The sequence below is a fragment of the Streptomyces sp. NPDC050508 genome (genome assembly GCF_040655155.1).
In the GTDB taxonomy this organism is placed as follows: Bacteria; Actinomycetota; Actinomycetes; order Streptomycetales; family Streptomycetaceae; genus Streptomyces.
On record NZ_JBFAJJ010000004.1, the window covers coordinates 20,875 to 44,557 of the forward strand.

Below are 23,683 nucleotides of genomic sequence, written 5' to 3' on the forward strand. Positions count from 1 at the left end.
TCCGGATCAACCACGGTCAATGCGAGTCACCCCAGCCACCGTCTTCTGACCGACCTCCAGGTCCACCTCGACACCCTCGGGGAGGTAGATGTCGACACGCGAACCGAAGCGGATCAGGCCGATGCGCTCGCCCTGCTCGACCTTCGTGCCCTGCGGAACGTAGGGGACGATGCGGCGGGCGACGGCGCCGGCGATCTGGATCATCTCGATGTCACCGAGTTCGGTGTCGAAGTGCCAGACGACCCGCTCGTTGTTCTCGCTCTCCTTGTTGAACGCGGGAACGAAACCGCCCGGGATGTGCTCGACCGACGTCACCGTGCCGGAGAGCGGCGCGCGGTTGACGTGGACGTTCAGCGGGCTCATGAAGATGGCGACGCGGGTGCGACCGTCCTTCCACGGCATGATGCTCTGCACCACACCGTCGGCGGGCGAGATGACCCGGCCCTGGGTGATCTCGCGCTCGGGGTCGCGGAAGAACCACAGCATGCCCGCCGCGAGCGCGGTGGCGGGTACGGCCACGGCCTTGGCGGCGCCGGACTTGCGCGCACGTACCAGGCTGAGGGCTGCGGTGGCGACGGTCGGCAGGAGCCACGGCGATGCTCCGCGCGCGAGGCGTACGCCTGCCAGGCTGTCGCGTGGTGCAGAGGTTTGGCTGTGGGGCATGGATGACCTTCGTAGCGGATGATGCCGCGCTGTAACGGGGGACGGCGGCTTTCCCGGGATCGTACCGGTCGCGGGCCACAACTGGGCAAGCCAGGAAGCCGAGTCGGCGGCTGGGAAGCGTTGACGGGGTGTGATCTTCTTCTCGATGAAAACACCCCGAAACGGACAATCAGCCCTGGAATCGATACTCTTCGAGCAACCTGCGCCCGATGATCATTTTCTGGATTTCGGCAGTACCTTCGCCGATCAACAGCATCGGCGCCTCGCGGTAAAGGCGTTCGATCTCGTACTCCTTGGAGAAGCCGTACCCGCCGTGGATCCGGAAGGCGTCCTCGACGACCTCCTTGCAGTACTCGGAGGCGAGGTACTTCGCCATCCCTGCCTCAAGGTCGTTTCGTTCCCCGGAGTCCTTTTTGCGTGCCGCGTTGACCATCATCGCATGGGCGGCCTCGACCTTGGTAGCCATCTCCGCGAGCTTGAACTGGATCGCCTGGTGCTGGGCGATGGGCTTCCCGAACGTGTGACGCTGCTGCGCGTACGAGACGCCCAGTTCGAAGGCACGCTGAGCGACACCGCAGCCACGCGCAGCCACATTCACGCGGCCGACCTCGACTCCGTCCATCATTTGGTAAAAACCTCGGCCGGTCTCGCCGCCGAGCACGCGGTCGGCCGGAATCCGCAGGCCGTCCATGATCAACTCGGTGGTGTCGACGCCCTTGTAGCCCATCTTGTCGATCTTCCCGGGGATGGTGAGACCGGGCCGGACCTCACCGAAACCGGGCTCCTTCTCGACCAGGAAGGTCGTCATCGACTTGTGGGGCGCGGTGCCCTCCGGGTGTCCTTCGTCACTTCGCACGAGTACGGCGACGAGCGACGACGTGCCGCCGTTCGTCAGCCACATCTTCTGGCCGTTCAGGACGTATTCGTCGCCGTCCTTGACCGCCTTCGACGTGATGGCCGAGACGTCGGAACCCAACCCCGGCTCCGACATGGAGAACGCGCCCCGGATGTCGCCGGCCGCCATGCGCGGCAGGAAGTGGTCCTTCTGCTCCTGCGTGCCGTGCTGCTTGAGCATGTAGGCCACGATGAAGTGGGTGTTGATGATCCCGGACACGGACATCCACCCGCGCGCGATCTCCTCCACACACAGGGCGTACGTCAACAGGGACTCGCCCAGGCCGCCGTACTCCTCCGGGATCATCAGGCCGAACAGGCCCAACTCCTTGAGCCCGTCGACGATCTGCTGCGGATACTCGTCGCGGTGCTCCAGCTCGGTGGCGACCGGGAGGATCTCCTTGTCCACGAAGTCGCGGACGGTGGACAGGATTTCCCGCTGGATGTCGGTGAGACCGGCGGTCTGGGCGAGTCGCGCCATGGCTACTTCTCCTGCTGCTTCAGGTCGGGGCGGCCGGGCTGCTCGCCGCCGCGCTCCTTGATGTACGTCTCGGTCGGCACCATCACCTTGCGGCGGAACACGCAGACCAGCGTGCCGTCCTGCTTGTAGCCCTTGGTTTCGACGTAAACGATTCCGCGGTCGTTCTTCGACCTGGACGGCGTCTTGTCGAGGACCGTCGTCTCGCCGTAGATGGTGTCCCCGTGGAAGGTCGGCGCCACGTGCTTCAGCGACTCGACCTCCAGGTTGGCGATCGCCTTGCCCGACACGTCCGGCACCGACATGCCAAGCAGCAGCGAGTAGATGTAGTTGCCGACCACGACGTTCTTGCCGAAGTCCGTTGTGTTCTCGGCGTAGTTGGCGTCCATGTGGAGCGGGTGGTGGTTCATCGTCAGGAGACAGAAGAGGTGGTCGTCGTACTCCGTGACCGTTTTTCCGGGCCAGTGCTTGTAGACCGCGCCGACCTCGAACTCCTCGTAGGTGCGTCCGAACTGCATGGTGCTCAGGCCTCCGGGGCTTCGAACTTGGACGTGCGCTCCATGCCGGCGGCCCGGCCCTTGCCCGAGATGACGAGTGCCATCTTGCGGCTGGCCTCGTCGATCATCTCGTCGCCGAGCATCGCGGAGCCCTTCTTGCCGCCCGCCTCGGACGTGTAGTAGTCGTACGCGTCCAGGATCAACTCGGCGTGGTCGAAGTCCTCCTGGGACGGCGAGAAGATCTCGTTGGACGCCTCGACCTGGCCCGGGTGCAGCACCCACTTGCCGTCGAAGCCGAGCGCGGCGGCACGCTGGGCGACCGCGCGGTAGCCGTCGATGTTGCGGATCTGGAGGTAGGGGCCGTCGATCGCCTGGAGGTTGTTGGCGCGGGCGGCCATCAGGATCTTCATCAGGATGTAGTGGTAGGCGTCCGCCGGGTAGCCGGGCGGCTGCTCGCCCACGACCAGCGACTTCATGTTGATCGACGCCATGAAGTCGGCCGGGCCGAAGATGATCGTCTCGACGCGCTGGGAAGCGGTGGCGATCTCGTTGACGTTGTTGAGGCCCTGCGCGTTCTCGATCTGCGCCTCGATGCCGATCTTGCCGACCTCGAAGCCCATCGTCTTCTCGATCTGCGTCAGCAGGAGGTCAAGGGCCACGACCTGCTGGGCGGTCTGCACCTTCGGCAGCATGATGCAGTCGAGGTTCTGGCCCGCGCCCTCGACCACGGTCACGACATCGCGGTACGTCCACTCGGTCGTCCAGTCGTTGACGCGCACGACCCGCGTCTTGCCCGTCCAGTCGCCCTCGTTGAGGAACTTGACGATGGTGTGCCGAGCCTCGGGCTTGGCGAGCGGCGCGCACGCGTCCTCCAGGTCCAGGAAGACCTGGTCGGCCGGGAGGCCCTGCGCCTTCTCCAGGAAGCGCGGGTTGCTCCCGGGGACCGCGAGACAGGAGCGTCGCGGACGAAGCCGGTTCACGGGGGCGGGCGTGGTCATGCGGGGACCTCCAGAGGGTCGAGCTTGTTCGCTTTCCGGATCTCGTCGACGATACGGCCGATGATTCCCGTGATGTCGAAGTCCTTCGGGGTGAAGACCGCGGCCACTCCCGCGGCCCTGAGCTGCTCGGCGTCGGCGTTCGGGATGATCCCGCCGGCGATCACCGGGATGTCGGCCGCACCAGCCTCGCGCAGCCGGTCCAGCACGTCCGGCACCAACTGGGCGTGCGACCCGGACAGGATGGACAGGCCGACCGCGTGCACGTCCTCGGCGAGGGCCGCGTCCACGATCTGCTCCGGGGTCAGTCGGATGCCCTGGTAGACCACCTCGAAGCCGGCGTCACGCGCGCGTACGGCGATCTGCTCGGCGCCGTTGGAGTGCCCGTCCAGGCCCGGCTTGCCGACCAGGAAGCGCAGCTTCCCGGCGCCCATCTCGCGCGCCGTCACATCCACCTTGCGGCGTACCTCGGCCATCGCCGAGCCCTCCTCGGCGGGGACCGCGACCGGCGCAGACGAGACACCGGTCGGCGCCCGGAACTCGCCGAACACCTCGCGCAGGGCCCCGGCCCACTCGCCGGTCGTGACACCGGCGCGGGCGCACTCCAGGGTGGCCTCCATGAGGTTGTCGGTGCCCTTGGCGGCCTCCTTCAGCCGCTCCAGCGCCTTGCACGGGCGCGGGTGGTTGAACGGCGGCTGATAGCGCGTGTCCCGCCAGTGCTGCAACGACTCGATGACACGGGCCTCGACGGCCGGGTCGACCGTCTGGATCGCTGTATCGAGGTCGGCGGTGAGTGGATTGGGCTCGGTCGTGTTGAAGATGTTGACGCCGACGATCTTCTCTTGACCGGACTCAATACGGGCCCGGCGCTCGGCGTGCGAGGAGACGAGCTGCGACTTGAGGTAGCCCGACTCGACGGCGGCCATCGCGCCGCCCATCTCCTCGATGCGGTCCATCTCCGCGAGGGACTCCTCGACCAGGGAGGCCACCTTCGCCTCGATGACGTGCGAGCCCTCGAAGATGTCCGCGTACTCCAACAGGTCGCTCTCATGCGCAAGGACCTGCTGGATGCGCAGCGACCACTGCTGGTCCCAGGGCCGGGGGAGCCCCAACGCCTCGTTCCACGCCGGGAGTTGCACGGCACGCGCGCGTGCGTCCTTCGACAGCGTCACGGCCAGCATCTCCAGCACGATCCGCTGGACGTTGTTCTCCGGCTGCGCCTCGGTCAGGCCCAGGGAGTTGACCTGGACGCCGTAGCGGAACCGGCGCTGCTTCGGATTCTCGATGCCGTAGCGCTCGCGCGTGATCTCGTCCCAGATGCGGCCGAAGGCACGCATCTTGCACATCTCCTCGATGAAGCGGACGCCCGCGTTCACGAAGAAGGAGATACGGGCTACGACATCGCCCCTGCGGTCCTCGGGGATCTGACCGGAGGCGAACACCGCGTCCAGGACGGCGATCGCGGTGGACATCGCGTACGCGATCTCCTGGACCGGGGTGGCTCCGGCCTCCTGGAGGTGGTAGCTGCAGATGTTGATCGGGTTCCACTTGGGGATGTGGTTGACCGTGTAGCAGATCATGTCCGTCGTCAGCCGGAGTGAGGGCACCGGCGGGAACACGTGCGTGCCCCGCGAGAGGTACTCCTTGACGATGTCGTTCTGGGTCGTCCCCTGGAGCTGGGTGATGTCGACGCCCTGCTCCTCGGCGACGACCTGATAGAGCGCCAGCAGCCACATGGCGGTGGCGTTGATCGTCATCGAGGTGTTCATCTGGTCCAGGGGGATGTCCTGGAACAGTCGGCGCATGTCACCCAGGTGCGCGATCGGCACGCCGACCCGGCCGACCTCGCCGCGGGCGAGGATGTGGTCGGAGTCGTAGCCGGTCTGCGTCGGCAGGTCGAACGCGACCGACAGACCGGTCTGGCCCTTGGCGAGGTTGCGCCGGTACAGCTCGTTGGACGCCTCTGCCGTGGAGTGACCGGCGTACGTGCGCATGAGCCACGGCCGGTCTTTCTGACGCTCAGTCATGTACTGGACCTCGGCCCTCAGATGTTCCGGAAGCGGTTGATCGCGTCGATGTGCTTGTCGCGCAGTTCCTCGTCGCGGACGCCCAGGCCCTCCTCGGGGGCGAGGCACAGGACGCCGACCTTGCCCTGGTGGAGGTTGCGGTGGACGTCGTAGGCGGCCTGCCCGGTCTCCTCCAGGGAGTACACGCGGGAGAGCGTCGGGTGGATCTTGCCCTTCGCGACCAGCCGGTTGGCCTCCCAGGCCTCGCGGTAGTTGGCGAAGTGCGAGCCCACGATCTTCTTCAGGGACATCCACAGGTAGCGGTTGTCGTACTCGTGGTTGTACCCGGAGGTCGACGCGCAGGTGACGATCGTGCCGCCCTTGCGGGTGACGTAAACGCTTGCGCCGAAGGTCTCGCGGCCCGGGTGCTCGAAGACGATGTCCACGTCCTCGCCGCCGGTGAGTTCACGGATCCGCTTGCCGAACCGCTTCCACTCGCGCGGGTCCTGGTTGTGCTCGTCGGCCCAGAACTTGTAGTCCTCGGCGGTGCGGTCGATGATCGCCTCGGCGCCCATCGCCCGGCAGATGTCCGCCTTCTGGGGCGAGGACACGACACAGATCGGGTTGGCGCCGCCCGCGAGCGCGAACTGTGTGGCGTACGAGCCGAGTCCGCCGCTCGCACCCCAGATCAGCACGTTGTCGCCCTGCTTCATGCCGGCGCCGTTGCGGGAGACCAGCTGCCGGTAGGCGGTGGAGTTCACCAGCCCCGGGGCGGCGGCCTCCTCCCACGACAAGTGGCCCGGCTTGGGCATCAGCTGGTTGGACTTGACGAGTGCGATCTCCGCCAGCCCGCCGAAGTTGGTCTCGAAGCCCCAGATGCGCTGCTCGGGGTCGAGCATCGTGTCGTTGTGCCCGTCGCTCGACTCCAGCTCCACGCTCAGGCAGTGCGCGACGACCTCGTCACCGGGCTTCCAGGCGTTCACGCCCGGGCCGGTGCGCAGGACGACGCCCGCGAGGTCGGAACCGATGATGTGGTACGGCAGGTCGTGCCGCTTGGTGAGCTCGCTGAGCTTGCCGTAGCGCTCCAGGAAGCCGAAGGTCGCCATCGGCTCGAAGATCGACGTCCACACGGAGTTGTAGTTGACCGAGGAGGCCATCACGGCCACCAGGGCCTCACCCGGGCCGAGTTCGGGCACCGGGACGTCGTCCAGGTGGATCGACTTGCGGGGGTCCTTGTCGCGGGTGGTGAGGCCCGCGAACATGTCCGTCTCGTCCTTGTGCACGGTGATCGCACGGTACGACTCGGGGAGCGGCAGGGCGGCGAAGTCCGCCGGAGTCGAGTCCGGCGACTGGATCGCTTCGAGGATGTCCTTCACGGTCACGGTGTTGCCTCCGGCGAAGAGCCCCTTGAGGGAGGGGCGCTGAGGGTTACGTCGGTGCTGCTGCTGAGGGTGGGTGCTGAGGTGCCGTCGGTTCGGCGGGTGGTGCTTCGGCAGCGCTTTGTGGCGCGGGAGGTTGCCTGTGACGCAGGCGTCCGGGCGCGCAGCCCAGTGGTGGGTTGCGGGGACAGCCGACGTACGAAAGGTCTCTGCACGCCGGCCGCCCGGACATCTTCAACGTATGACACTGCGTGTCACCCCGCAAGGCACCGAGTGCCATGAATCGCTCTCAGGTGAAATCTTTACGTAACAAATGAGCGATGATCGATCGAACGGGGTCGGAAAGGTGCGTGAAAAGGGGCTCTGACATGCCAAAACGGCCACCCCGTGGGGTGGCCGTCATCACACAGTGCGGGGCAGGTCAGCGGTCCCTCAGCGCTTCCTCGATGGTCCGCATGACCTCGTCCAGCGGGGCGTCGGTGCGGGCGACCGTCACCAGGACCTCGCCGTGCTGGTGCACCGCCGCGGTGGCCGGCTTGGGGGTCGTGGTGCGGCCGGCGCCGATGCCGGTGCCGAACGTCTTCCGTACGATCCCGAAGGCGTGGTCGAGCTGTGCCTCGACGTCGCCCTGGCCACCGGCCCGCAGCCAGCGCCGCAGCACGTGGTTGTGGGCGGTGACCACGGCCGAGGCGGCCACCTCGGCGAGCAGCGGGTCGTCGTTGGCGTCGTCGTCGTGCGCGTGCTCGTCGAAGTGGCCCAGGAGGTAGCGCGTGAACAGCCGCTCGTAGCGGGCCACCGACGCGATCTCGGCCTCGCGCAGGGTGGGCACCTCGCGCGTCAGCTTGTAGCGGGCGACCGAGATCTCCGGCTGGGCCGCGTACATGCGCATGACTTCCTTGATGCCCCGGCACACCGTGTCGAGCGGGTGCTCGTGCGCGGGGGCGGCATTCAGTACCGCCTCGGCGCGGATCAACGTGTCGTCGTGATCCGGGAAGATCGCCTCTTCCTTGGAACGGAAGTGGCGGAAGAAGGTCCGGCGCGCGACCCCGGCCGCGGCGGCGATCTCGTCGACGGTGGTCGCCTCGTACCCCTTGGTCGCGAACAGCTCCATCGCGGCCGCCGCCAGTTCGCGCCGCATCTTGAGGCGCTGCGCGGCGGCGCGGCTGCCCGCGGCACTCTCCGGTGCGTCGGGCGTGGCTGGTGTACGTGAGGCCTTGGCGGGCTGGGGCATGACCCGAACGTACTGCATGTGCGCAGCTTGGCGCGCACGTCGGGGGTTTCCCCCGCCCGCCGGGGACGGGGGCCCACCGAGCCGTGCGGGCGGGGCGGAGCTGCCCGGGTCGAGCAGCCCGCCCCAGTCCCCGTCGACGCCGAACCGGTCGCCGGAACCCTCAGCGGCGGGCATATTCGCGGAAGCCGCGGCCCGTCTTGCGGCCGAGGCAGCCCGCGGCCACCAGGTGCTCCAGAAGCGGCGCCGGAGCAAGCCCCGGGTCGCGGAACTCGCGGTGCAGGACCTTCTCGATCGCCAGGGACACATCGAGCCCGACGACGTCCAACAGCTCGAAGGGGCCCATCGGGTAGCCGCCGCCCAGCTTCATCGCCGCGTCGATGTCGTCAAGAGATGCATAGTGCTCCTGCACCATCTTGATCGCGTTGTTGAGGTACGGGAAAAGCAGTGCATTGACGATGAATCCAGCTCGGTCGCCACAATCAACTGCATGCTTCTTGATCTTGACGCACACCTCGTGAACTGTTGATTGGACGTCAACATCCGTCAACACTGTACGGACGACCTCGACCAGCTTCATCGCCGGTGCGGGGTTGAAGAAGTGCATGCCGATCACGTCCTGCGGACGTGAGGTGGCGCGGGCGCACGCGACGACCGGCAGCGACGAGGTCGTGGTGGCCAGGACCGCGCCCGGCTTGCACACCTTGTCCAGCGTCGCGAACAGCTGCTGCTTGATCTCCAGGTCCTCGGCGACCGCCTCGACGGCCAGGTCGACGTCCGCGAAGGAGTCGTAGGAACCCGCCGCGGTGATCCGGTCCAGGGTCTCGGCGGCGGCCTCGGCGGTCATCCGCCCCCGGTCGACAGAACGTGAAAGCGACTTGCCGATACGGGACTTGGCGAACTGAGCCTTCTCCTCGCTGCGGGCGGCGAGCACGACCTCGTACCCGGCCTTGGCGAAGACCTCGGCGATACCGGACGCCATGGTCCCGGAACCGGCGACCCCGACCGAGCGCACGGTACGGCCCGGGGTGAGCTGCGCGCCCTCCGGCGGAGTCAGGGCATCCCGCACGACGGTCGCGCTGCCGGGAGTCTCGTACGAGTAGAAGCCGCGGCCCGTCTTACGGCCGGTCAGGCCCGCCTCGCTGAGCTGCTTCAGGATCGGCGCGGGGGCGTGCAGGCGGTCGTGGGACTCGGAGTACATCGCCTCCAGGACCGTGCGCGCGGTGTCGATGCCGATCAGGTCGAGGAGCGCGAGCGGGCCCATGGGGAGCCCGCAGCCGAGCCGCATCGCCGCGTCGATGTCCTCGCGGGAGGCGTACTTCGCCTCGTACATCGAGGCCGCCTGGTTGAGGTAGCCGAACAGCAGCCCGTCGGCGACGAATCCGGGCCGGTCGCCGACCGCGACGGGCTCCTTGCCCAGCTCGATCGCCAGCTCGGTGACGGCGGCGACGGCGGCGGGCGCGGTCAGCACCGAGGAGACCACCTCGACCAGCTTCATCGCCGGCGCCGGGTTGAAGAAGTGCAGCCCGAGCACCCGCTCCGGCCGCGCGGAGTCGGCGGCCAGCCGGGTCACCGAGAGAGCGTTCGTGCCGGTCGCGAGGATGGTGTCGGGGCGCACGATCCCGTCCAGCTCGCGGAAGATCTGGTGCTTGATCTCGTACGACTCCGGGGCCACCTCGATGACCAGGTCGGCGTCGGCCGCGGCGCTCAGGTCGGTGGAGGTGCGGACGCGGGCCAGGGCGTCGGTGCGCTCCTGCTCGGTCAGCCGGCCGCGCTGCACGGCGCGGGCGGTCGCGGTCTCCAGGGCGGCGACGGCATGGGCGGTCGCGGCCTCACTGACGTCGATGCCGACGACCTCGCGGCCGGCCCGGGCGAGAACCTCGGTGATACCGGTGCCCATCGTGCCGAGACCGACGACGGCAATGGTCTTGAACGGGGACAGGGGAGCGTCGGACAGGGGAGCTGCCATCGCGGGACTCCTGGAATGAGGGTGACGACTGGGAGCGCACGGAGTGCGAGTGATGCTGCGGGTGATGCCGGGCAACGAGCGCACACGCCCGGCGGGAAGAGAGAGTTCCGACCGGCCCTGTCCCAAGCCTGGTCGTACTGCGGTACACGAGGTACCGAACCGACTGCACTCACGGCGGCTGCGTCACCAGGCCACCGCAAGGAGATACGCGAGTGGGTAACTCGCTCACCTGAGCTTAACCGGTGAGTAACGAGCGCGCCAGCCCCCGAGTTTGTGATGTAGGTCCCGGGTTTCCTGTGACCCCCATAGGCTCGGCTTCATGGACGAAGAGTTGCGATCACTCACGGAGCGCTTACGGCAGGAGTCGGGAGGGGCGGTGCCGTACGAGCGACTCGTGGCGACCGGTGACCTCGACGAACTGGCGGATGTGCTCACCGCCCCCGGCCATCCGCTGTGGGCAAGGGAGTTGGCCGCGTTCCGCCTCGGCCTCGCCGGCGACCGGCGTGCCTTCGAGTCCCTCGTCCTCCTCCTCAACCACCGCGAGGCACAGCGCTGTGCCTCCGCCGCGTACGCCTTGGCCCGCCTGGACGATCCCCGCACCGCCCGCGCCGCGGCCGCCCTCGCCACCAACGAACTCCGCGTCGCCTACGCCCTGCACCCCGTCCGGCTCCTGGCCGACCTGCGCGCCCCCGAATCCGTCCCCGCACTCATCACCACCCTGGAGCGACGCCTCCGCCCCCACGACCCGTACCGCCGCGTGGCCCTGGCCTGCGTGGAGGGCCTGGGCGAACTGGCCGACCCGCGCGCCAGACCGGTACTGAACGACGCGCTGGCCCACCCGGCGCTGGCGGAGGCGGCGGTGCACGCGCTGGGGCGGATTCCGCGGCAGCGGTGAGCCGTTGGCCCGGTGCGGCGCTCAGCCCCTCAATTCCTTGACGTACCGCACCTCGGGCACCGCGACCCCCTCCACCTCGTACGGCTCCTCCGTGCCGTCCGCCCGGAAGCCCGCGCGCTCGTAGAAGCGGCGGGCGCGGGCGTTGCCCCGGACGACCCAGAGGTAGACGCGGTCGTGGCCGCGGCCCGCGCACTGCCGTAGGGACTCCTGCACGAGGGCCCGGCCGACGCCGGTGCTCAGGTGCCGTGGGTCGAGGTAGATGGCGTACAACTCGGCGTCCTCGGTGCGGACTTCGCCGTCGCGGTACGGGCCGTGGGCGGCCCAGCCGACGACCTCGCCGCCCAGCGAGGCGACCAGGTTCACCACACTGTCGTCGCCCTGGGCGAAGCGGGCCCGGCGGCGCTCGGCGTCGGCCGTAGGGCTGAGCGCGTCGAGGAAGGGCTGCGGCATGAGCCCCCGGTACGCGAACTGCCAGCCCAGGACGCGGATTTCGGAGACGCGGTCGCAGTCGGCGAGGGTCATCGGGCGGATCTGGAGGGGATCGGCGTCGTCCATGGCGGCACCCTAGGGAGGTGCCGACCGAGCCCGCTTCCGATTATTCGGTGACCACCGCGAACGCCTCGATCTCCATCAGGAACTCCGGCCGTACCAGCGCGGCGACTTGTACAGCCGACGCGGCAGGGAGTCGGTCGTCGGGTATGTGTGTTGTGCGGGCCGTGCGGATGGCCGGCATGTGGGCCATGTCCGTGACGAAGAAGGTCAGTTTGATCACGTCGTCGAATGTGGCGCCGGCGGCGGCCAGGCAGCGGCGGAGGTTCTCGAAGACCTGGTGGGCCTGGGCCGTCGCGTCGCCCTCGCCGACGAGTTTGCCGTCCTCGTCCAGGGCGAGTTGGCCCGAGATCGCGACGAAGCGGCCGGTGCCCATTACGACGTGCGTGTAGGCCGTCGCGGGGGCGACGCCGTCGGGGGCGGGAATCCTCGTCAGTTCACTCATGCGTCCATGGTGGACCATGGGTCTGACAACGAGGATGCCCACCGCCCCCGGCGGACCGACGGGGACGGTGGGCAGTACTCAGCCAGGCTCAGCCGTGCTCAGCCGCGGAAGCCCAGCAGGCCGTGCAGTGTCGAACCGTGTGCCGTGCTCGTCGCCGCCTTCGCCGTGGTCAGTGGCTTCGGGTCCGGCGTCTTCTGGCACACCGCGTCGACCTCGCCGCCACTGCGCGGCACCTTGCCGTCGGTCAGATACGTCGCCAGGTACTTGTCCAGGCAGGCGTTCCCGCTCAGCGTGATCCCGTGGTTCCCGCCGCCCTGCTCGACCACGAAACTGGAGTCGGCCAGGAGCTGATGGACCGTCGCGCCGCCCTCGTACGGGGTCGCCGCGTCGTTCGTCGCCTGGAACAGCAGGACCGGCGGCAGCTTGCCGTTGGCGATGTTGATCGGCTGCTGGGACTTCGTCGGCCAGAAGGCGCACGGCGCGTTGTACCAGGCGTTGTTCCAGACCATGAACGGCGCCTTGTCGTAGGCCGCCCAGTTGTCCTTGCGCCACTGGTTCCAGTCGCGCGGCCAGGACGCGTCACGGCACTGCACCGACGTGTAGACGCTGTACCCGTTGTCCCCGGAGGCGTCGATCGCGGCGAAGTTCTCGTACGTCTCGACCAACGGATCGGCGTTCTTGTCGTTCACGTAGGCGGCGAACGCCTCGGCGAGGTAGGGCCAGTAGCCGTTGTAGTACCCGCCGGGGATGAAGGTGTCCTCCAGCTCGGAGGCCCCCACCTTCCCGCCCGCCGGCTTCTTGGCCAGCGCCTTCCGCATCGCGTACCACTTGGCCTCGATCTTGGCCGGGTCGGTGCCGAGCTTGTACGTGGAGTCGTACTTCGCGATCCACGCCATGAGCGCCTGCTGGCGGTCGTTGAAGGCGTAGTCCTGCCCGAGGTTGTCGTCGTACCAGACACCGGTGGGATCGACGATGGAGTCGAGGACCAGGCGGCGCACGCGCTCCGGGTAGAGCTTCGCGTACACGGCGCCCAGGTAGGTGCCGTACGAGTAGCCGAAGTAGTTGATCTTCTTCGCGCCGAGCGCCTGCCGGATCGAGTCCATGTCCTGCACGGCACTGATCGTGTTGATGTACGGCAGCACGCTCGCGTACTTCTTGCCGCAGGCGGCCGCGAACGCCTTCGCGCGCGTGAGGTTGGCCTTCTCCAGCGCCGGGGTGCTCGGCACCGAGTCGGGGCGGACCGGGTTGAAGTGACCGGGCTTGCAGTCCAGGGCGGGTGTGCTCTTGCCGACGCCGCGCGGGTCGAAGCCGATGACGTCGTACTGGGACGCCACCGCCTTGGGCAGCGAGGACGCGACGAAGCCCGCGAGCGTCAGCCCGCTGCCGCCGGGGCCGCCGGGGTTGACCAGCAGCGGGCCCTGGTACGTCTTCGCGGTGTGCGGGACGCGGGACAGGGCGAGCGTGATCTGTTTGCCGTGCGGGTTCGCGTGGTCGAGAGGCACCTTGACGCTTGAGCACTGCAGCGTCGGATAGTCGGTGGTGGCGCACTTCTTCCAGGTGAGCTTCGCCACCTGGACGCCGGTCGTGGGGTGCGCGGTGCTCGCGTCGGCGGGGAGGGCGGTGACCGTCCCGGCCACGACGACGGCGGCACCGCACAGTACGGCTGCGCGTTTTCTCATACGTCCTCCCAGGACGGAGAGGCGGCGGACAGCGGGTTTCGCGGTCCGTCCTCGGCGCATAGTCCCGAAAACTCGGGGTGGAAGAACCTGTTCAGTCGATACTTGACCCAATTGGGCCGCCGGATGCGCTCGAACGCCCTCAGATCAGCGAGAGCTGCGTCGGCCCGGTCACCGGAGCGTCGACCTGCTCCGCCGGTTCGGGAAGCCGGCGCGGCATGCCCGCGCGCGCGGGACCGATGCCGTACTCCTGCGCCAGGTCGTGGACCTGACGGGTGATCCGGCGCTGGTACCACTTCGGGGCGTACGCGCCCTCCGCGTACAGCCGCTCGTAACGGCGCACCAGATGCGGGTGGTGCTGCCCGAGCCAGGCCATGAACCACTCGCGGGCACCGGGCCGCAGATGCAGCACCAGGGGAGTCACCGAGCTGGCCCCGGAGGCCGCTATCGCCCTTACGGTGGCGCGCAGTTGGCCCGGGTGGTCGCTCAGGAAGGGGATCACCGGGGCCATCAGGACCCCGACGTCGATACCGTGCCCGGTCAGTGTCCGTACGGCGTCAAGGCGCCGCTCCGGCGAGGGCGTGCCCGGCTCCACCGTGCGCCACAGCGTCGGGTCGGTGAAGCCGACGGAGACCGAGATGCCGACGTCCGTGACCTCGGAGGCCTGCACGAGGAGGTCCAGGTCGCGCAGGATCAGCGTGCCCTTCGTCAGGATCGAGAAGGGGTTCGCGTGGTCGCGCAGGGCGCCCAGGATGCCCGGCATCAGGCGGTAGCGGCCCTCCGCGCGCTGGTAGCAGTCGACGTTCGTGCCCATCGCTATGTGCTCGCCGAGCCAGCGCCGTGAGCCGAGCTGGCGGCGCAGCAGGTCCGGCGCGTTCATCTTGACCACGATCTGCGAGTCGAAGCCGAGGCCGGTGTCGAGGTCCAGATAGCTGTGCGACTTGCGGGCGAAGCAGTACACGCACGCGTGCGAGCAGCCCCGGTACGGGTTGACCGTCCACTCGAAGGGCATGCGGGAGGCCCCCGGCACCCGGTTGATGATCGAGCGGGCCCGCACCTCGTGGAAGGTGATCCCGCGGAACTCCGGCGTGTCGAAAGTACGGCTGACCACGGCGTCCGCGCCGAACAGCGCGGCGTCGGCCGCCCGGCTGTGACCGCCGGACTCGACGGTGAGGTTCTCCCAGCGCATGACGCCTCCTAAGTAGGCCTGCCCTCCGAGTGAAACACTTGTTCGAATTACTGTGCAAGTGCCATTCCCTGTCGCTTCCGGCGCCCTGGGGCACCCCGATTTGGGTGGCCGTGTGCGGGGGTGGTTGGCTTGCCCCCACCCCGAGAACTCATGTCCTGGAGGAAACCGATGGCGCAGGTCGAGGCGACTACCGAGCGGGTCGTCGCAGCCGACGCGGAGGCTGTCTTCGACGCCCTCGCCGACTACAGCGGCACGCGCGCGAAGCTGCTGCCCGAGCAGTTCAGCGAGTACGAGGTGCGCGAGGGCGGCGACGGCGAGGGCACCCTCGTCCACTGGAAGCTCCAGGCCACCAGCAAGCGCGTCCGCGACTGCCTCCTGGAGGTCGGCGAGCCCACCGACGGCGAACTGGTCGAGAAGGACCGCAACTCCACCATGGTCACCACCTGGCGGGTCACCCCGGCCGGCGAGGGCAAGTCCCGCGTCGTCGTGACCAGCACGTGGAACGGTGCTACCGGCATCGGCGGCTTCTTCGAGCGCACCTTCGCCCCCAAGGGCCTCGGCCGGATCTACGACCTGGTGCTGGACAGGCTCGCCACCGAGGTCGAGAAGTAGGTCATGAGGGGCGTGCGGGGAGTCGGCCCCAAAGGTCAACTCCCCAGGGCGCGTTGGTGCCCACGCCGCGCCCCTCACCGGTTCGAGTGGATCTCCTTTCGAGCCGGGCGTACGCCGTAACTCGTCACGCTTGCTCGTAGTTGTCGCCTAAAGCGGGAATTGTGCGGCAGGCGCGACGAGGGGAGCGGTACGTGGGCGGGACGACTCTGGTGCAGGACGAACAGGCCCCGGCACCCCCGGAGACACCCGGCCCCGCGCCCGTCGAGAAGGTCGAACTCGGCCCCCACCGCGTGCGGTTGGTCTTCCTCGGGCTGATGCTCGCGCTGCTCCTCGCCGCCCTCGACCAGATGATCGTCGCCACCGCGCTCCCGAAGATCGTCGGTGAACTGCACGGCCTGGACAAGATGTCCTGGGCGATCACCGCCTACCTCCTCACCTCCACCGTAGGACTCCCGGTCTACGGCAAACTCGGCGACCTCCTGGGCCGCAAGAGCGTGTTCCAGTTCGCGATCGGTGTCTTCGTGATCGGCTCCGCGCTCGCGGGCCGCGCCCAGTCCATGGACCAACTCATCGCCTTCCGCGCGGTACAGGGCATCGGCGCGGGCGGGCTAATGATCGGCGTGCAGGCGATCATCGCGGACATCGTGCCGCCCCGGCAGCGCGGCCGGTTCATGGGCCTGATCGGCGCCACCTTCGGACTCGCCTCCGTCGCGGGCCCGTTGCTCGGCGGCTACTTCACGGACCACCTCTCCTGGAGGTGGTGCTTCTACATCAACGTGCCCTTCGGCGTGGTGACCCTGGCCGTCGTCACCGTCGTACTGAAACTGCCGAAGCCGACCGTGAAGGCACGCCTCGACATCCTCGGCGCGCTGCTGCTCGCCGCCGCCTCAACCTGTCTGGTCCTGCTGACCAGTTGGGGCGGGACCGAGTACGCCTGGGGATCGCACGTCATCCTCGGCCTCGGCGCGGGAGCCGTGGCCGCCGCGGTCCTCTTCCTCGTCGCCGAGCGCTTCGCGCCCGAACCCCTCATCCCGCTACGGCTGTTCAAGGACGCCGTCTTCAACGTCACCGCCCTGGTGGGCCTGGTGATCGGGGTCGCGCTGTTCGGGGCCGCCAGCTATCTGCCGACCTTCCTGCAGATGGTCGACGGCGCGAGTGCCACCGAGTCGGGACTGCTGATGCTCCCCATGATGGGCGGCATCGTCGGCGCGTCCATCATCTCCGGGCAACTCATCAGCCACACCGGCCGCTACAAGATCTACCCCGTCCTCGGCAGCGCCCTCGCCGCCCTCGGCATGTGGCTGCTGTCCCGGCTCGAAGTCGACACGTCCCGGCTGCAGTACAGCCTCTGGATGGCAGTCCTCGGCGCCGGCATCGGCATGGTGATGCCCGTCCTCGTCCTCGCCGTGCAGAACTCCGTACGGCCCGCCGACCTCGGCACCGCCACCAGCGCCAACAACTACTTCCGGCAGATCGGCGGCAGCGTCGGCGCCGCGATCTTCGGCACCCTGTTCGCCGACCGGCTCACCGACGCCCTGCGCGACCGCGTTCCCCCGCGCGCGGGGGCCGGTCTCCCGGACCCCGAGTCCATCACCCCGCAGCTCGTCCACTCGCTGCCCCCGGCGCTGCGCGACGGCTACATCCGGGCGTACGCCGACGCCATGCCACGGATCTTCCTCTACCTCGTGCCGGTGCTCGCCCTCGGCCTGCTCATCGCCTTCTTCCTCAAGGAGAAACCGCTGGTGTCCCACAACGCCCCCGCCGAGACGTCCGAGGCCGCGCCCCTCAACTCCCCGATCCCGCAGGCCCGTTCGTACGCCGCCGGCATCCCCGTCTGCGGCACGGTGCAGCATCCCGACGGGACCGTCGTGCCCCGGGCCGCGCTCACCCTCATCGACGTCTCCGGACAACAGATCGGGCGCGGCGCCAGTGGCCCGGACGGGCGGTACGCGCTGTCGACGCCCGGCTCCGGGGCGTACGTCCTGATCGCGGCGGCGGGCGGGCACCAGCCGCAGGCCGTGTCCGTGACCGTCGGCGAGCGGCCCGTCGAACTGGACGTCGTCCTCGGCGGCGCCGGACGCCTCGCCGGGAGCGTGCTCACCGCGGACGGCACCCCGGTGCGGGAGGCCGCAGTGACGCTCACCAACGTGCACGGCGAGGTCGTGGCCAGTACCCGCAGCGGGCGTGAAGGCGGCTATGTCATCAGCGAGTTGGTGGCCGGCGAGTACACCCTCGCCGCCAGCGCGCCCGCGTTCCGCCCCGCCGCGCTCCCCGTCAGCGTCCAGGCGTCCCGCGAGACCCGCCAGGACGTCGAACTCGCCGGCGGCGCCGTGCTGCGCGGCACCGTCAGGGCGAGCGGCGGTCGGCCCGTCGAGGACGCGCGCGTGACGCTCCTCGACGCGGCGGGCAACGTCGTCGACACCCTCACCACCGGACCGGACGGCACCTTCCGGTTCGTCGACCTGTCCTCCGGCGAGTACACGGTGATCGCCGCCGGGTACCCGCCCGTGGCCACCGTGCTCCAAGTGGCGGGCGGGGGACGCACCGAGCGCGATCTCCAACTCGGTCACGAGGACTGAACCCCACCCCAGGGCGCGGGGGAGGCGCGCGCCGGTGCGATTGGTGGAACCAATTCGAGGAATGCCACACATCGCCACCGGCCGCCCCCGTAGCGTAGTGAACGGCGGCACAGATCTTCCGGAGCCGTGGGGAGAGAGGGCCTGGGTCATGGACCGTGGCATCGAGCGGGAGGCACCTCCCGGCCGCGGGGCCGGGGACGACGTGGTGGTCGAGCACACCGCGGCCGGCCGCATCCCGCTGGCTGTGATCCTGATCGACCGCGACGGCCTCGTCTCCCACTGGAGCCGCGGCGCCCGGCGCCTGTTCGGCGCCACCAGGGAAGAGGCGATCGGCCAGGCGGCAGTCGACCTGCTCCCCGTCTCCGGCGCCCTGCCCGAGGACGAGGAGACCAGTCCCTACGGTGGGTTCACCGCCTACGACGGACTCGGCCCCGACCTGGAGTCCTCGCTCGACGGACGGCTGTCCTACCCGGCAGCCGGACGCGCCCGCCTCACTGTCCCCGAGCTCGACCGGGTGGACGTTCTCTGGTGGGCATACCCCCTGGTCGGCCCCGGCCGGGAGCGGCTGTTGGTACTCGCCGCCGACGCGGGCGGGCTGAGCCAGGACCTCCCTGATCCGGACGGTGCCCTGGAGCGCATAGCACCCAACTTCGCCCTGCACACCGACTTCCCAGGCGCCGACGAACTCGCCCGCAGGCTCCCCGAGATCCTGCCCAGCATGAGCGTCGACGAGAGCGCCCGCATCGTCGCGCAGGTCCTCGAACTGGGCTATCCCGTCCTGGAGTTCAGCCAGAACGAGCGGGTGCCGGTGACCCCCGACTGGGGTGTCGCCCGCCGCGCCGAGCGCAAGGCACGCCGCGAGCGGGCCGCCCTCGCGGTCGCCGACGGCCTGCCCGTGCCCCAGGAGGTCGCCGACGAGGGCGAGGACCTCGAATACGTCGCCGTACGCGAGCGGTTGGAGTTCCTCAACGAGGTCAGCGGACGCATCGGCACCTCGCTCGACCTCGCCAAGACCATCATCGAGGTCAGCAAGGCCGTCGTACCCAAGTTCACGGACGTCGCCGGCACCTATCTCCGCGAACAGGTCGTCGCCGGCGAGGGATTCCCGGACGGCGTGCCGGACACCACCACCATGTGGCACCGGGTCGCCCTGGAGCACACCGACGAACCCGGCCGCTGGGACGACGTCGTACCGGTCGGCGAGGCCATGCCGTTCCCGGCGCACACCCCGTTCTTCCAGTGCATGACCACCGGCGAACCCGTCCTCGTGCCGCGCATCAGCGAGCAGATGGGGCACATGATCGCCTCGCAGTTCGAGAAGCGCGACATCCGGCCGCTGATCACCGGCCGCTCCATGCTGGTCGTCCCGCTCAAAGCACGCAATGTCGTCCTCGGCTTCATGATCCTGCTGCGCCACCCGGAGCGCGTCGAGTTCAACGACATGGACCGCGTCACCGGCGCCGAACTCGCCGCCCGCGCGGGCCTCGTGCTCGACAACGCGCGCATGTACACCTACCAGGAGTCCGTCGCCGAGACCCTCCAGGACAGCATGCTGCCGCACATCCCGCCGCGCATGGCGGGCTGCGACATCGCCACCCGCTACCTGCCCGGCACACTGCTGGGACGCGTCGGCGGCGACTGGTTCGACTCGGTGAAACTGCCCGGCGCCCGCACCGCGCTCGTCGTCGGCGACGTCATGGGCCACGGCCTCAACTCGGCCGCCATGATGGGCCAGTTGCGCACCGCTGTGCAGACCATGGCCGCCATGGACCTCCCGCCCGCCCAACTCCTGCGCAACCTCGACGACTTGGCCCAGCGCCTCGGCGACTCGTATCTCGCGACCTGCCTTTACGCCGTCTACGACCCGATCGCCAGCGAACTCCACATCGCCAACGCGGGCCACATCCCGCCGGTGATCGTGCACGCCGGAGACGGTCGCAGCGAACTGCTCGACCTGCCCACGGGCGCGCCCATCGGCGTCGGCGGGGTGCCCTTCGAGGCGGTACGCGTGCGCGTGGAGCCCGGCGACCGGCTCGTGATGTGCACCGACGGCCTGGTCGAGGTGCGCGGCGAGGACATCGGCGTAGGCCTGGCGACCCTGTGCGAGTCGGCCGCGCATCCGGCCGCGTCCATGGACGACGCCTGCGACACGATCATCCGCACCCTGAACATCCGCGGCGGGCGCAAGGACGACGTCGCCCTCCTGATGGCCCGCCTCAACGGCATCGAACCGGACGACGTCGCCGAATGGCGGCTCGCCCTCGACCCCGTCGAGGCCGGCCGGGCCCGCGCGGTGGTCCGGGAACAGCTCCACGAGTGGGGCCTCGCCAAACTCGCCGACAACGCCGCCCTGTTGGCCGGCGAGCTGGTCACCAACGCCGTACGGCACTCCCACGGCCGCCGGATCGAGCTCCGCCTGGTGCGCGGCGACACACTGCTGTGCGAGGTGGACGACGACGACCCCACCCTGCCGACCCTGCTCGGCGCGGGCCCCGACGCCGAGTTCGGACGTGGACTGCACCTGGTCGGAATGCTCGCCCGCGAGTGGGGCGCCAGCCGTACGACAGCGGGCAAGACCGTCTGGTTCGAACTGACCCTGCCGCGCCGCTGAAGCAGGCGCGATGGACGGGGCACAAGGGGCGCACAACGGCGTACACGGGTCGAATGAGCGGTGAAGGAATGCGCCGTGTGCTTGTGAGCAGGACCGGGGCGCGATAGACCGTACTGGCCCGTCACTTATGGCGGAACGGCCTTGCATCCTGGGGAGTTGGGCATGAGCGTGACCAGTCGGTACCGGGAGGCCTGGGAAGGTTTCTGGCGCGAGGCGCCCGACGAGCAAGGAGCCGTCTTCTGGGATGCGGCGCCGGCCCAGACGGTCGGACTCCATCTCGCCCTGTTCGAGCCGAAGTTGCGTGACCCCGGCCTGCAGATGGTGGACCTCGGCTGCGGCAACGGCACCCAGACCCGCTTCCTCGCCGACCGGTTCACCCATGTCGTGGGCGCCGACCTGTCCGCCGCGGCCCTCGACCACGCCCGGCACGCCGACCCGGCGGGGCAGGCGACCTACCGGCTGCTGGACGCCGCCGACAAGACCGAGGTCGAGTCACTGCACGCCGAACTCGGCGACGCCAACGTCTACATGAGGGGCGTACTGCACCAGGTCGAGCCCGACGACCGGCAGTCGACGGTGGACGGGATCGCCGCGCTGCTGGGGGAGCGCGGACATGCCTTCCTCGTCGAACTCTCCGAGGCCGCCCGCCCGATCCTGGGCGAACTGGCCCAGGACCCGGACGGCCCGCCGCCGAAACTCGCCCCGATCCTCCGGCACGGCATCGTCCCCGGCGAGGTGGCCGACGACGAGGTGCCGGAACTCCTCCGCGCGGCCGGCCTCACCGTCATCGCGAGCGGTGAACTGCCGTTGATCACCACCGAGTTCACGGCCGACGGCGCTCGCATCGAACTGCCCTCGAAGTGGCTGATCGTGGGCCGCACGGCTTGAGACGGCGGGAAGGCGGGGGCCGCCATCAGATGACCGACGGTGCATGACCGCCGCGGTAATACGGCCCTCGCCCCAATGTACGGTCTGGTCCAGCAGACCAGAGCGGCGTCCCCGGGACAGCGCGCCCGTCGTCACAGCCAGGGGAGAGAAGACATGGCACGACCGTCGGGTCATGGGCCGGGCTTCGAAGTCAGACGCCAGAAGATCATCGACACCGCGGCGTCCCTGTTCGCGCAACAGGGCTACGCGGCCACCTCCATCAACGACCTGGGCCGCGCGGTCGGGCTCGCCAAGGGCGCCCTGTACTACTACATCGGCTCCAAGGAGAACCTGCTCATCGAGATCCAGTCGCGGGTGCTCGGGCCGCTGCTGGCCCGCGCCAAGGAGATCGCGGCACTCGACGAGGTGCCGCTGCTGCGCCTGCGCCTGCTGTCCGAGTCGCTGCTGACGATCATCTTCCGCAGACTCGACCACATCTGGGTCTACGAGCACGACTACCGCAGCCTCAGCGGCAAGGAACTGGCGACGGTGCTCCGGCAGCGCGTCGACTTCGAGCAGCTCATCGGCGGCCTGCTCACGGAGGCCGTCGAAGAGGGGACCTTCCGTGCGGTCGAACCGGACCTGGCCACCCTGCAGTTCCTCAACCTGCACAACCACACCTACCAGTGGGTGCGGCCGGACGGCAGTTGGGACGCCACGTTCCTGTCCGGCGAGTACTGCTCGACCCTGTTCCGCGGTTTCGCCGCGTCCGTCGCCGAACTCCCGGACGTCGAGGCGCTGGCCGCCGAGTTCAAGCGGGCCCGGCCCGAACTGCCCCTCGATCCGGAGGCGTTGTGGGGTCCTGGAGACGCCGCGGTCACTGGTCCGGTGCGGGCCGCACGGTGAGTATCTGCAGGGCGTGTCCCACCGGGCCGTTGACGTCGTGCAGCACGGTGCTGGTGAGGCCCTGCCCGGTGGGCCCGAAGGTGACCGTCGTGTCCAGCCCCGTCCAGTCGCCCTCGGGCTGTCGGTGCAGGTGGACGGTCAGGTCGACGTTCGGGTAGATCCAGGCGGTGGGCGGCTGTCGTACGGCGATGCCGTTCGCGGTGTCGACGAGCGCGAGATAGGACGCGAGCGGGCTGCACGGCTCACCGGCGACGAGGGCGTGGCGGGTGGAGACCCAGGCCGTCGTGCGGCCCGGCCGGGGTGGCGCGAGCGGCCGGATGTCCACGGAGGCGATGAATCCGCCGGGCCACAACACGCTCATCTCCCAGGGGGCGAGCTGCTCGGGAGGGGTGAGCCGGTCGTCAGGGCCGCCGGCGACCGCGGCGGTGTCGACGGTGGCGAGGAACCAGGCACGGGCCCGGACCACCGGCCGGCCGGCGACCAGCACCACGGCCTCGACCAGTTCGATCGTGCGGCCGGGGCGGACGGTCTCCACCCGGATCTCGCACTCGTCGAGCGCGAGCCGGCCCAGGATGTCGTAGCTGATCCGGGCCAGCACGAGACCGTCGTCCGGCCGCCCCGCCCGCTGCCGCTCGATGGCGTGGACGACGAGCCCGCCGAGCGGGCTGAAGTGCAGTTCGGCCGGGTCCCAGGCACCGCCCGCGTGGGCCGTCGGCTTGTAGCGGAGCTCGTCGATGCGCTCGTAGTAGCTGTCGGGGGCCGGGGCTGCGGTGTTCAACGGACGTTTCTCCTCGGGCGGTTCGCGGGGTCGGCTCTTCAAGGGTATCGATGGTGTCTACACCGACAGTCAGTATTCGGCGCGGGAGTCGCAGCAGCCACGACGTTCGTGTTCCGTAAGGATTTCGACCGCCCCGGGCGCACCGAAGGGGACGAAGCTGAGTGATGAACGCACCGGTGCAGAGACATGGAGTGAATATGTTGGTCCGTGGTATCGGCGGGATCATTCTGGTCGTGCTCGGCGCGGTCTGGATCGCGCAGGGCGTCGGCGCGATGAGCGGCTCCGCCATGTCCGGTCATGGCCAGTACGCGGCGCTGGGCGTCGTGGTCGCACTGATCGGACTCTTCCTGCTGGTGCGTGCCTGGCGGGTGCGGAACCGCGATCTCGGCGGACGCCCCTGATCCGGGGTCGCCCCATGGGGTGACGGCGACGCCCACGACGGAAGGGCCCCCTCCTTCCCGGTGGAT

20 protein-coding genes are annotated in these 23,683 nt (G+C 69.2%); 7 read left to right on the forward strand and 13 right to left on the reverse strand.

The features are described from left to right. Positions 1-6: 6 nt before the first annotated feature. The 8 genes from AB0I69_RS12570 to AB0I69_RS12605 form a co-directional block, all read right to left on the reverse strand. On the reverse strand, positions 7-663 hold the full coding sequence (locus AB0I69_RS12570; protein WP_317886748.1) for a phosphatidylserine decarboxylase: 657 nt from the start codon (positions 661-663) through the stop codon (positions 7-9). Between the two features lie 169 nt (positions 664-832). Then, entirely contained in the window at positions 833-2,038 is a 1,206-nt protein-coding gene (locus AB0I69_RS12575; protein ID WP_363095603.1) for an acyl-CoA dehydrogenase family protein, read from the reverse strand. A 2-nt stretch (positions 2,039-2,040) separates the two neighbouring features. Continuing rightward, entirely contained in the window at positions 2,041-2,553 is a 513-nt protein-coding gene (locus AB0I69_RS12580) for a MaoC family dehydratase (RefSeq protein ID WP_363095604.1), read from the reverse strand. A 5-nt stretch (positions 2,554-2,558) separates the two neighbouring features. Next, entirely contained in the window at positions 2,559-3,530 is a 972-nt protein-coding gene (locus tag AB0I69_RS12585) for a CoA ester lyase (protein ID WP_317772595.1), read from the reverse strand. Beyond that, the gene (locus AB0I69_RS12590; RefSeq protein ID WP_363095605.1) at positions 3,527-5,554 is read right to left on the reverse strand and encodes a protein meaA; all 2,028 of its coding nucleotides are present in this window, start codon (positions 5,552-5,554) and stop codon (positions 3,527-3,529) included. The genes AB0I69_RS12585 and AB0I69_RS12590 overlap by 4 nt, the downstream gene beginning before the upstream one ends. Positions 5,555-5,571: 17 nt before the next feature. Beyond that, positions 5,572-6,909 carry a crotonyl-CoA carboxylase/reductase gene (gene ccrA, locus AB0I69_RS12595; RefSeq protein WP_363096128.1) on the reverse strand — a complete coding sequence of 446 codons (1,338 nt, stop codon included), beginning with the start codon at positions 6,907-6,909 and terminating at the stop codon, positions 5,572-5,574. A 424-nt stretch (positions 6,910-7,333) separates the two neighbouring features. Beyond that, positions 7,334-8,161 (reverse strand): TetR family transcriptional regulator, encoded by an 828-nt coding sequence (locus AB0I69_RS12600; protein ID WP_363095606.1) that lies wholly within the window; start codon positions 8,159-8,161, stop codon positions 7,334-7,336. Positions 8,162-8,303: 142 nt separating this feature from the next. Next, positions 8,304-10,109 (reverse strand): 3-hydroxybutyryl-CoA dehydrogenase, encoded by a 1,806-nt coding sequence (locus AB0I69_RS12605; RefSeq protein WP_363095607.1) that lies wholly within the window; start codon positions 10,107-10,109, stop codon positions 8,304-8,306. Between the two features lie 319 nt (positions 10,110-10,428). On the opposite strand from AB0I69_RS12605, the gene AB0I69_RS12610 reads away from it, so the two are divergent. Further along, positions 10,429-11,004, forward strand: a complete 576-nt coding sequence (locus AB0I69_RS12610) for an adenylosuccinate lyase (protein WP_363095608.1) — start codon at positions 10,429-10,431, stop codon at positions 11,002-11,004. A 21-nt stretch (positions 11,005-11,025) separates the two neighbouring features. Here the strand turns inward: AB0I69_RS12610 and AB0I69_RS12615 are convergent, their stop codons facing one another. The 4 genes from AB0I69_RS12615 to AB0I69_RS12630 all read right to left on the reverse strand — a co-directional run bounded on the left by AB0I69_RS12615 (position 11,026) and on the right by AB0I69_RS12630 (position 14,863). Then, entirely contained in the window at positions 11,026-11,559 is a 534-nt protein-coding gene (locus AB0I69_RS12615) for a GNAT family N-acetyltransferase (protein WP_363095609.1), read from the reverse strand. Positions 11,560-11,599: 40 nt separating this feature from the next. After that, positions 11,600-11,998 carry a RidA family protein gene (locus AB0I69_RS12620; protein ID WP_363095610.1) on the reverse strand — a complete coding sequence of 133 codons (399 nt, stop codon included), beginning with the start codon at positions 11,996-11,998 and terminating at the stop codon, positions 11,600-11,602. Positions 11,999-12,096: 98 nt separating this feature from the next. Continuing rightward, positions 12,097-13,677: an alpha/beta hydrolase gene (locus AB0I69_RS12625; RefSeq protein WP_363095611.1), complete on the reverse strand. Its 1,581-nt coding sequence runs from the start codon at positions 13,675-13,677 to the stop codon at positions 12,097-12,099. Between the two features lie 139 nt (positions 13,678-13,816). Then, on the reverse strand, positions 13,817-14,863 hold the full coding sequence (locus AB0I69_RS12630; RefSeq protein WP_363095612.1) for an Rv2578c family radical SAM protein: 1,047 nt from the start codon (positions 14,861-14,863) through the stop codon (positions 13,817-13,819). Between the two features lie 168 nt (positions 14,864-15,031). On the opposite strand from AB0I69_RS12630, the gene AB0I69_RS12635 reads away from it, so the two are divergent. The 5 genes from AB0I69_RS12635 (at position 15,032) to AB0I69_RS12655 (ending at position 22,438) form a co-directional block, all read left to right on the forward strand. Beyond that, the gene (locus AB0I69_RS12635) at positions 15,032-15,475 is read left to right on the forward strand and encodes an SRPBCC family protein (RefSeq protein ID WP_363095613.1); all 444 of its coding nucleotides are present in this window, start codon (positions 15,032-15,034) and stop codon (positions 15,473-15,475) included. A 191-nt stretch (positions 15,476-15,666) separates the two neighbouring features. Next, entirely contained in the window at positions 15,667-18,054 is a 2,388-nt protein-coding gene (locus AB0I69_RS12640) for an MFS transporter (protein ID WP_363095614.1), read from the forward strand. A 148-nt stretch (positions 18,055-18,202) separates the two neighbouring features. Then, positions 18,203-20,665, forward strand: coding sequence for a SpoIIE family protein phosphatase (locus AB0I69_RS12645; RefSeq protein WP_363095615.1), 2,463 nt, complete (start codon positions 18,203-18,205; stop codon positions 20,663-20,665). Positions 20,666-20,827: 162 nt separating this feature from the next. Next, positions 20,828-21,553 carry a class I SAM-dependent methyltransferase gene (locus AB0I69_RS12650; protein WP_363095616.1) on the forward strand — a complete coding sequence of 242 codons (726 nt, stop codon included), beginning with the start codon at positions 20,828-20,830 and terminating at the stop codon, positions 21,551-21,553. A gap of 153 nt (positions 21,554-21,706) precedes the next feature. Then, complete coding sequence (locus AB0I69_RS12655) at positions 21,707-22,438, forward strand: TetR/AcrR family transcriptional regulator (RefSeq protein WP_363095617.1); 732 nt, start codon at positions 21,707-21,709, stop codon at positions 22,436-22,438. On the opposite strand, the gene AB0I69_RS12660 is transcribed toward AB0I69_RS12655, so the two are convergent. Continuing rightward, positions 22,410-23,216 (reverse strand): thioesterase family protein, encoded by an 807-nt coding sequence (locus tag AB0I69_RS12660; RefSeq protein WP_363095618.1) that lies wholly within the window; start codon positions 23,214-23,216, stop codon positions 22,410-22,412. The genes AB0I69_RS12655 and AB0I69_RS12660 overlap by 29 nt on opposite strands. A gap of 197 nt (positions 23,217-23,413) precedes the next feature. Here AB0I69_RS12660 and AB0I69_RS12665 point away from each other — a divergent pair, with 197 nt between their 5' ends. Then, complete coding sequence (locus tag AB0I69_RS12665) at positions 23,414-23,617, forward strand: hypothetical protein (protein ID WP_363095619.1); 204 nt, start codon at positions 23,414-23,416, stop codon at positions 23,615-23,617. Positions 23,618-23,683 lie beyond the last annotated feature (66 nt).